General features: G+C 67.0%; 7 protein-coding genes and 1 pseudogene. 3 read left to right on the top strand and 5 right to left on the bottom strand.

Annotation, left to right across the window (positions count from 1 at the left end; translation table 11 throughout):
• Positions 1 to 148 precede the first annotated feature (148 nt).
• Positions 149 to 760: a TetR/AcrR family transcriptional regulator gene (locus tag ACIRQP_RS41305; protein WP_403900473.1), complete on the top strand. Its 612-nt coding sequence runs from the start codon at positions 149 to 151 to the stop codon at positions 758 to 760.
• 303 nt (positions 761 to 1,063) lie between these two features.
• Here the strand turns inward: ACIRQP_RS41305 and ACIRQP_RS41310 are convergent, their stop codons facing one another.
• A complete protein-coding gene (locus ACIRQP_RS41310) occupies positions 1,064 to 1,708 on the bottom strand; it encodes a TetR/AcrR family transcriptional regulator (RefSeq protein WP_375134231.1) in 645 nt (214 codons plus the stop codon).
• Positions 1,709 to 1,852: 144 nt separating this feature from the next.
• Here ACIRQP_RS41310 and ACIRQP_RS41315 point away from each other — a divergent pair, with 144 nt between their 5' ends.
• Positions 1,853 to 2,632: an SDR family oxidoreductase gene (locus ACIRQP_RS41315; protein WP_403900475.1), complete on the top strand. Its 780-nt coding sequence runs from the start codon at positions 1,853 to 1,855 to the stop codon at positions 2,630 to 2,632.
• A complete protein-coding gene (locus ACIRQP_RS41320) occupies positions 2,629 to 3,105 on the top strand; it encodes a nitroreductase/quinone reductase family protein (protein WP_403900477.1) in 477 nt (158 codons plus the stop codon). Before ACIRQP_RS41315 ends, ACIRQP_RS41320 begins: the two co-directional genes overlap by 4 nt.
• A 1,424-nt stretch (positions 3,106 to 4,529) precedes the next feature.
• On the opposite strand, the gene ACIRQP_RS41325 is transcribed toward ACIRQP_RS41320, so the two are convergent.
• The 4 genes and pseudogenes from ACIRQP_RS41325 to ACIRQP_RS41340 form a co-directional block, all read right to left on the bottom strand.
• The gene (locus tag ACIRQP_RS41325; RefSeq protein ID WP_403900478.1) at positions 4,530 to 4,934 is read right to left on the bottom strand and encodes an ankyrin repeat domain-containing protein; all 405 of its coding nucleotides are present in this window, start codon (positions 4,932 to 4,934) and stop codon (positions 4,530 to 4,532) included.
• 69 nt (positions 4,935 to 5,003) lie between these two features.
• Entirely contained in the window at positions 5,004 to 6,656 is a 1,653-nt protein-coding gene (locus ACIRQP_RS41330) for a catalase (protein WP_403900480.1), read from the bottom strand.
• A gap of 83 nt (positions 6,657 to 6,739) precedes the next feature.
• A pseudogene (locus ACIRQP_RS41335) lies at positions 6,740 to 7,853 on the bottom strand (ferrochelatase).
• A 717-nt stretch (positions 7,854 to 8,570) separates the two neighbouring features.
• Entirely contained in the window at positions 8,571 to 9,005 is a 435-nt protein-coding gene (locus ACIRQP_RS41340; protein WP_403900482.1) for a Fur family transcriptional regulator, read from the bottom strand.
• Positions 9,006 to 9,156 lie beyond the last annotated feature (151 nt).

Consider the following 9,156-nt stretch of genomic DNA (forward strand, 5'->3'; position numbering starts at 1 on the left):
GGCTCAAGCCGGGCCCACTGGTCGTTCGTCAGATCTCCACGTCCCACAAAACACGATCATGAACGAACAAGATCCACTGTTGCAACAGGCCCTAGTACAATGTGCTAGTGCGGTTGAGAAAGCTGGGAGAAGTGAAGGAGAGCGGAGTATGGAAACACGCGAGAAAATCCTCCAGGCCGCTGCGGAGATGCTCGCCGAGGACATGGCGGCTAAGTTGAGCGTGCGAGCGGTCGCTTCGCGTGCGGGAGTGAGCACTGGCTCGCTGAGGTTTCACTTCCCCACTCAGCGCGCGCTGCAGGACAGCTTGCTCGCGCGGATCTATGAACATCTCCTGCCCGGCGACCCGATCCGCGACCGGGCGCTGCCGCCCCGGGAACGGCTGCTGAACTGCCTGCGGCAGGTTCTCGCGCCGCTCGCCGCCAGCGAAGACGCGCGAACCGCATGGGGCACGATGTATCGGACCTTCATCGAACCCGAGCCGACCGAACAGGTACGCGCCGCGTACCTCGGCCATGAGCGGGAGGCGGTGCGCCGGGTCGAACACTGGCTGACCGTGCTCGCCGAGGAAGGCGCACTGCCCCCAGGAGACCACACCCGCAACGTCAGGTTCCTTCTCACCGTCCTCAACGGACTCTCGGTCGAACGCGCCCTGCCCACCATCGAATCCGCCCTCATCACCGAGACCGAGACCCTCAACGCCGCCGTCGACCACGTCCTCTCCACCGGCCCCGCACTACCCGCCGGACCGACTCGGCCGTGAGCCGAACCCACCACCCCTCCGCACCGGTCCCACCCGACGACCCCAGCGAGCTCGCCAGATATGTCATGCATGCGACATCAACTCCAGGCTGACGAGACACGCCCCATTAATTTATCGACGCCCCCTTCGGGCCGTGCTGATGCCAGGCTGATCGAGGTGGGTCAACACATCGAGACTCCCTCCTTCGGTGTCCGCCCCGGGATGCCCCGAGATGCCCCGCGAACGCCCTTGGTGCCGACGGCCTCGATTGCGTAGGCATCAGCTCCTTTGGTGGCGGCGGGACTCTGTCGCGGTCGGCGGGACTCAGTCGTTGGTGGACGCCCCTGGTCCAGTCGCGGCGTACCGGGCGGCGATGGTGCGGACGGCCTCGTCGACTACCTGAGCGACGCGTTCGGCGCTCACCTCCCAGCCCGGCACTAGGAGTGTCGGCCAGAAGACGTAGTTGGAGATCATGCCCAGGAACTGGGTGGCTGCGAGGTCCACGTCCTCGACCCGCACCGTTCCCGCCTCGTGTTCAGCCAGGAGGTAGCTGCGTACGGACTCGAAGTAGGGCATCTTCCCGTGCGAGAACTGCGCATGGGCCAGCTCGGGGAACCGCGGCAGCTCGGCGATGACGATCCTGAACAGGTCGGTCATCTGGGCACGGCCTAGCAGCTCGGCGTAACGGCGACCGATGATGCTGAGCCCGTCAACGACGTTGCCTGCTGGCGGAGGATCCTCCTCGTCAGCGGTCGACCAGGACTCGGTCACGATGGCGTCGAACAGGGCGGCTTTGCTCGGAAACTGCTTGAACAAGGTGGCCCGCGAAACGCCCGAGCACTCTGCGATCCGCGCCAGCGACGTCCGGTCGTAGCCCAACTCGAGAAACAGTGCGGTCGCGGCCGTCACGATCAGCGCGCGCTTCTCCTGGGCGACGCGCTGGTGATACGTCGTCACGACCCTGCTCATGGGCCGAGCATACGAGGTGAGTGGCTTGACTCGCAACTGCCGCCGACCTAGTGTCAGGGGGATGGTGAGTCGCTCGGCTCACCACTGGCCGCCGTTCATCACTGGTGATCCCGGTCATTCACCCACGTACCGAAGGAACATCTGATGCCCCGCTTCGACAACCAGACCGTGCTCGTGACCGGTGGGACCGGCGGCCAGGGCTCGAGCCACGTGCGCGCCTTTCACGCGGAGGGAGCGAACGTGGTGATCGGCGACATCGACGCGGAACGCGGCGCCGCTCTCGCCGACGAGCTCGGGACCCGCGCTCGCTTCGCCCGCCTTGACGTTACCGACGAGAGCTCGTGGTCCGCCGCTGTGCTAGCCGCCGAGAGCGCCTTCGGCGCCCTGAACGTGCTCGTCAACAACGCGGGCGTGCAGAATCCGCCTGCAACAATCGAAAACACGGAGCAGGCCACGTGGTCGCGCATCCTCGACATCAACCTCACAGGGACCTTCCTCGGCATCAAGGTCGCAGCCCCCGCTCTGCGCCGCGCAGCAGGGGGAGCCATCGTCAACGTCGCCTCGACCATGGGCCTGGGCGGCACGGCTCACTACGCGCCGTACGTCGCCAGCAAGTGGGCCGTGCGAGGCCTCACCCAAACGGCAGCACTCGAGCTCGGCCGCGACCACATCCGGGTGAACACCATCCACCCCGGCGTGATAGCGACCTCCTTCATCCTCGAACCAGCAGCTGGCGCAGCCGCGGCAATCGCCGACTTCTACTCACCCGAGCCGTTCGCTATCCCCCGGCTCGGGGAGCCGACCGACGTCAGCCGTCTTCTCCTGTTCCTCACGTCATCGGACGCGTCGTTCATCACGGGGTCGGAGTACGTCATCGACGGTGGACTCCTCCTCGGCCCCGCCCTTCAGGCCGAGACCGCATGAGCACTCCAGACACGACCGGGTCGAACGACTCCGCACGGGACACGTCTTTATCCCACCTGCCCAACCACATCCGACGAGCCATCGAGATCACCCCCGCCGCGGGCACCAGAGAACGGATCATCGACATCACGACGCTGGGGCGCCGCACCGGCCGAGCACGCCGCATCGAGATCTTCTTCTACCGAGCTGCGGGCACCACTTACCTGTGTAGCGGCGCCGGCGGTGCCGCGACCGACTGGCATGCGAACCTTCTCGCCAATCCCAACTTCACCTTCCACCTCAAGAACGGGATCCGTGCAGATCTGCCTGCACGGGCCACGCCTGTCACCGACCCAGCTGAACGTCAGGCCGTGCTGGCGGAGATCGTGGCGGATCTCAATCAGCCCCACGACCCCGGCACCATCCGGCCGACTCGGCTCGAAGACTGGGCTGACAGTCGGCTGATGCGCATCAGCTTCCGCCATCGGCCGTGATCGCGGATCCCTCGACAGATGACCTACTCCCAGGGACTGGGGTGTAGTCGCGGCTAGCCTAGCGGTGGAATCTCGTGGTGGCGGCCGGGAGTTCGACCCGGTGGAGAATGAGGTGCTCCTCGCCGATGGCGAGCGGGTGCCCTACGACTGGCAGCCGACCACCACGGGAATCGGGCCCGCTCTTGCCCCATCCCGGACGAGGCGGCTCTCGACGGGGTGCTGACGCTACGGACGAGTGATGACGCGGGGCGACGCGCCGTGGTCTCGATGCCGGGCAGCGCCGGGTGCGGTGAATAGGGACCGGGTTCACCGGGGTCCGAGATCGCCTCCGCCCACCGGGAGCGTGGCTGGAGGTGACGATCGCCGAGCGCGGCACGCACCGCTGGTCGGCGCGCTCGGACAAATACTCGTCGGCTTGCAGCGACGCTGCGAGGTGCGCGGCGTCGATCTGCGCTGCGGCGTGACAGTCACCGCGCTGAAGGGCGGCGGCGGGCCGGTTCACCGGCTCCGAGTTCTCCGGCGGCAGCCGGATCGATGCCGATTTGGCGGTGGTCACGCTGAGCGCCGTGCGTAACACCGAGTGGCTGGCCGTATCGCCCGGGGCTGGCGGTACGTCGCCCGGTTCCCGCATTCACTCTTCGAGTACGAACTACTCTCCCTCGGACACGCTGGGGCAACATGGTCGCGCAGGCCGAAGTGGCGGCCCACAGCATGGCCGGCCCGGGGCCGCGACGACGCCCGCATCTGACGGCGCCCGCCTTCTGATCCAGTCAGTTCGGCCTCAACATCAAGTTCGTGGGCGTGCCGGCCTACTCCGACCAGGTCGTGATCGCGCAGGGCTTGTTGCGCGAGCGACAGCTGATCGCCGGCAACGGCTACCGCGCCGTATCACCGCGGCGGTCCCATCGCCAGCGCCATAGCGACGATCAGTATGAGCTGTGGCGGGAGTGCCTGTCCGACCCCAGCGCCCACGCCGCCGCCAGTACAAGCAGTCCGGTCCCGACCACGGGCAGCGTGCGGGCCGGGACTCGGGGCGGGCCCACCTTCCTGCGTGCTGGCGCGAGGGCGACGCCGATTCCGGCGGCGACCATCGCCTGGGCTCATAGGCGCTCCGCGGCTCGAGCCTGCTGCGCGGCAGTGCGGTCGAGAGCCCCGGCCGAGTGATGACCGGATCGGGTGATCTTGGCCACTCGCCGGAGATGCTGCCGGCGCTCACGGGGGCAGCAGCACGGCCCGTCCGGCCAGGTTCGCGCTACGCATCGACGCCTCCGTCGTTCATCGGCCGGATCGTCGCGGTTACGCGGCCTGACCCGCGTTGACAGCGCACGGCGGCCTGAGGGCTCGGTCCGCAGGGCCACAGCCGGCGCCTCGGTCTGGGTTGGGGGCCCAGTGCGCGTGCACTCTCCAGGGCCGGTTGCACTTCGTCAGCTCCAGCGAGAAGCCAGGTCGTCCCTGCCGAAGAAGACCGCCATGTCCAGGGCGGAGCGGGTGCCGGCCCTGGGGTCGGCGTGTGCCGCCAGGAGTCTGTCCACGATGGCGAGATCGTTGTGGAACACGACGGCCGCGAGGGGTGTCTGGCCCCGGTCGTTGGCGCGGTCCGTGTCGGCTCCGTGTTCCAGAAGGGTGGCTACCGCCTGCTCATGACAATGGTAGGCGGCCAGCATGAGAAGGGTGTCTCCTTTGTCGTTGGTCAGGTTCACGGGTGCGCCCGCTTCGAGACAGCGGGCGAGCATGTCGTGATCGCCCTGCCGGGCAAGGTCGAAAAGACTGGCCGCGACTTCAATGACGCCGGGTTCAAACTCTGCCTGAGCAGAGGGGGCAGAAACCATGGATATCTCCTGGGCTGGGGCGGCGTGGCTGCCGGAGTGCAGCAGCCACGCCGGGCGGGTCAGGACGGGTTACGGAGTGCTGGTGACGCGGTTTTCGGTGGGGATGCAGTGGGTCATCTTCAGACCGGTGACGTCGCGGGTGCCGTTGTTGCCGAGGTGGGCTGCCCGCGTGAGTTCGGCGTCGGTGAGGGTCTGGCCGGGCAGCGGCCGCAGGTGACACACATCGTCAGCGCTGATGCCCAGGCCTTCTCCGACCCGGCGGCCGTACTCGTCCTCTGCCATGAACAGATGCCACACCATCCGCTCCTGAACAACCCGGTCGCACTGGCCCAGCGCGTCAATGAGGTTCTTGACCAGGTCGTCCTGCTCCCACTGTTCCGAGAGCAGGAAGCGCTCGCCTGTCTGCCGGTAGTCGTCCGTCCGCTCGATGCGTGCCCGCGTCAGGCGCCCGTTGATGACCGGGCCCTGGACGTCGGAGTGCGGATACTCCGCCTCCCGCAGACCTCCGCGGACCGACGGCTCGTAGTTGATCGACTCATCCGCACCGCCCTGATCGACGCTGTAGGCCATCGCACCGTCACGCTGGTTGGTCTGTACGACCGCGTTCTTGGCCTGGTTGACCGGCAGCTGGAGGTAGTTGGGACCTACCCGGTAGCGCTGCGTGTCGCTGTAGGCAAAGGTCCGCCCCACCAGCATCTTGTCGTCGGAGAAGTCCAGGCCGTCGACAAGTACGCCGGTGCCGAAAGCCAGTTGTTCGCTCTCGGCGAAGAAGTTCTTCGGCGCCCGGTTCAGGACCATCCGCCCCACCGGCATCAGCGGGTAGTCGTTCTCCGGCCAGACCTTCGTGTCGTCCAGCGGATCCCAGTCCAGCTCGGGGTGGTCGTGGTCGTCCATCATCTGTACCCGCAACTCCCACTCGGGAAAGTCCCCGCGGGTGATCGCGTCGTAGAGGTCCTTGGTGTGACTGCCCAGTTCCAGGGCTTGAATCTGCGCGGCCTGCTCCGCGGTCAGTGACTTCACTCCGAGCTTCGGCGACCAGTGGTACTTCACCAGTTTCGTCTCACCCCGAGCGTTGACCCACTTGTAGGTGTTGACGCCGAAGCCCTCCTGGTGCCGGTAGGACGCCGGGATTCCGCGCGGGCTGAAGATCAGCGTGTACATGTGCAGCGACTCCGGTGACGCCGCCGCGAAGTCGAAGACCCGGTTCGGGATCTGGCGTTCGAACGTCACGGGGTCCGGCTTCTGTGAGTGGATAACGTCGGGGAACTTGATCGCGTCCCGGATGAAGAACACTCCGATGTTGTTGCCGACCAGGTCCCAGTTACCGTCCTCGGTGTAGAACTTCACCGCGAAACCTCGGGGGTCGCGCGCCACTTCGGACGAGTCACGGCCACCCGCCACCGTGGAGAACCGCACCGCGACATCCGTACGTTTACCCGCTTCCTGGAACAGCTTCGCCCGCGTGTACCGCGAGATCGGTTCGTCGCCCGCCGTGCCGTATGCCTCGAAGTATCCAAAGGCCGCGGTACCCCGCGCGTGGACCACCCGCTCGGGTACACGCTCCCGGTCGAAATGCGAGATCTTCTCCAGGAACTGGTAGTTCTCCAGCGTCGCCGGACCACGAGACCCGATAGTCCGCTGATTCTGATTATCCTGAACCGGGTGCCCCTGTCGATTCGTCAGAACAGGACGGTCGTCGCTGTGGGGGGTGTCGGTTGCCATGGTTGTGCTCCTCTTGTCCGGTTGTCGGGCGATGGAGGGATCGCCGGGGTCCTGAGCTGTGGTTTGTGCCGGGTGGGGGTGGTTCAGTGGGTGCCGGCTGCGGGCGGGTGGGAGACAGCGGCCGTGCAGCAGCCGGCCGGGCAGAGGTGGTGGCTGGAGCCGAGGGAACCGGTGACGCGGGGACCTGCGTACGGCTGGTTCTTCTCGACCGTCGCCCGTTCCAGCAGCAGGTCCCGGACAGCGGCGGCGAAGCGCGGGTCGGCGCCGACCGTCGCCGCGCGGGTCACGGGCAGGCCGAGTTCCTCTGCCTTCCCTGGCAGCCTCAGTGTCCAGGTCGTACTTGACCTCCATGTGGTCGGAGACGAAGCCGATGGGAACCATGACCGCGGCGCGGGCACTGGCCTTGTGGAGGTCTTCGAGGTGGTCGCAGATGTCGGGTCCGAGCCATGGAGTCTCGGGCGGGCCGCTGCGGGACTGGTAGACGAGCTCCCAGGGGTGATGGATGCCCGTACGTTCACGGACCGCGGTGGTGATGGTGCGGGCGACATCGGGGTGCTGGGCCACATAGGCTCCTCCGCTGCCGTCGGCGTGGTAGGGGCTGGGGCCGGAGGCGTCGGCGGCGACGGTGGGCAGCGAGTGGGTGGTGAAGGCGAGGTGGGCGTAGGCCCTGGCGGCGGAAGGGAGTTGATCCAGCGCGGACGGGACCGCGTCGATCATGGGTTCCACGAAGCCGGGATGGTTGAAGTAGTGGCGCAGCTTGTCGATACGCGGAACCTGAAGGCCTTCGGCAGTCAGTTCGGCGATGGCGCCCGCGAGGTTCTCCCGGTACTGACGACAGCCGGAGTACGAGGCGTACGCGCTGGTGGCGAGGACGGCGACCCGCTGGTGGCCGGCCTCTGCAATGTCGCGCAGCGTGTCAGTGAGGAAGGGGGCCCAGTTGCGGTTGCCCCAGTACACGGGAACGGCCAGGTCATGGTGGGCGAAATTCCTTCGCAGCGCTCTGAGCAGGTCGCGGTTCTGTTCGTTGATGGGACTGATCCCGCCGAACCGGAAGTAGTGCTGCCCGACTTCCTTGAGGCGTGCGTGTGGGATGCCGCGCCCGCGCGTGACGTTCTGGAGGAACGGCACGACGTCGTCGACACCTTCCGGTCCGCCGAAGGAGAACAGCAGCAACGCGTCGTAGGGGTGGGCGTCCATGGACTCTCTCCGGGGGATCAGGACGGGTCGGTTGCCGCAGAGGCGGCGCGCAGCATCCACGCGTGCTTCTCCAGCAGTTCCACGGCCGCGGTGATGAGGTCCGCCGTAGCGGGGTCGTCCCCGTCGATCGTCGTATGGGCCGAACGGAGCGTGTCGGCGGTGGTATGCAGCCGTCCGGCGATCTGGGCGACGGCGCTGGACGCGGCGAGCAGACCGGTGGGCAGGATTCAGATTGGACTGAGCCAAATCTAGGCATGAGTTTCGGGCAGGTTCGCCGGCTCCACCTGGAGTCAGACGGTCACGGTCAGGGCGTTGGCACGGGCCATCCGATCGATGTGCAGCCAGGCGGGCAGGCCGACGACGGCGCAAGCAGGACTCGGTGCCCGCCGACGACGTGTGAGGGGCTGTGACAGGTGACCGACCCAGCGGCTCGCGTTGACGTTCTCGGCATCCGCTCTGCCCAACAGCCGGCAAGAAGGGGGACTGGTCCGGAGCGCCGTTGGGAGTTCCGGACCAGTCAGGGCATACGGCGCGGTCGCGCTACGGGCGAGGCTGCCGTCACGGTCCGCACCTCGGACGGAGAGTGCGGTGTGCGGCTGATCCGCGTACAGAACGCCCACGCGCTGCGCGGACGAGGTGGGATGCGGCACGGTTAAGAGCCGGGGCCGACCGGGGCGGCGCGCCCCGGGGCGGGCCGTGGGAGATCAGGGGTACCACCTATCCGGCAGAATCCTTCTGGCACTGGGCGCACAGGCCCCACCAGGTGATTTCTGCTTCGTCGATGAGGAAGCCCTTGTTCTCCACCGGATCGAGACAGGGCGCGGCTCCGACTGTGCAGTCGACGTCCTCGATGGCACCGCAGTTGCGGCATGCGACGTGGTGGTGGTTGTCGCCGACGCGCAGTTCGTAACGGGCCGGCGACCCGGCCGGCTCAATGCAGCGGATCAGGTGCACGCCGGTCAGGTCGTCGAGCACGTTGTACAGCCCCTGACGGGACATACTGGCCGATGATTCTTTCCCGGCCGCGCTGATCCGGGCCTCGATTTCGGCTGCGGTCGAGTGCGGGAATCCCTGAAGCGCGGCTAGGACGGCACGGCGCTGGGACGTGCTGCGCAGACCTTTCCCCTTGAGCAGCTCCGCAAGCTCCTCCATGACTCCCACTCCCTCCCTGCTGCTGGTTCTGTGCACTAGGGCCTGTTGTGAAAGTGCTGGTCAGAGCCATTCGTTGATGGCTGCGATCAGCACTGTGGCTTCGTAGCGGACGGCGAGTTTGTCGTACCTCGTGGCTACTGCGCGGTGTCGT

The sequence above is a fragment of the Streptomyces sp. NPDC102274 genome, assembly GCF_044766385.1.
In the GTDB taxonomy this organism is placed as follows: Bacteria; Actinomycetota; Actinomycetes; order Streptomycetales; family Streptomycetaceae; genus Streptomyces.

Bases quoted from the DNA above. Each gene is read 5' to 3' on its own strand.
- ACIRQP_RS41330 (WP_403900480.1), bottom strand. From the start codon at position 6,656: ATGGCAACCGACACCCCCCACAGCGACGACCGTCCTGTTCTGACGAAT.
- ACIRQP_RS41320 (WP_403900477.1), top strand. From the start codon at position 2,629: ATGAGCACTCCAGACACGACCGGGTCGAACGACTCCGCACGGGACACG.
- ACIRQP_RS41340 (WP_403900482.1), bottom strand. From the start codon at position 9,005: ATGGAGGAGCTTGCGGAGCTGCTCAAGGGGAAAGGTCTGCGCAGCACG.
- ACIRQP_RS41315 (WP_403900475.1), top strand. From the start codon at position 1,853: ATGCCCCGCTTCGACAACCAGACCGTGCTCGTGACCGGTGGGACCGGC.
- ACIRQP_RS41305 (WP_403900473.1), top strand. From the start codon at position 149: ATGGAAACACGCGAGAAAATCCTCCAGGCCGCTGCGGAGATGCTCGCC.
- ACIRQP_RS41310 (WP_375134231.1), bottom strand. From the start codon at position 1,708: ATGAGCAGGGTCGTGACGACGTATCACCAGCGCGTCGCCCAGGAGAAG.
- ACIRQP_RS41325 (WP_403900478.1), bottom strand. From the start codon at position 4,934: ATGGTTTCTGCCCCCTCTGCTCAGGCAGAGTTTGAACCCGGCGTCATT.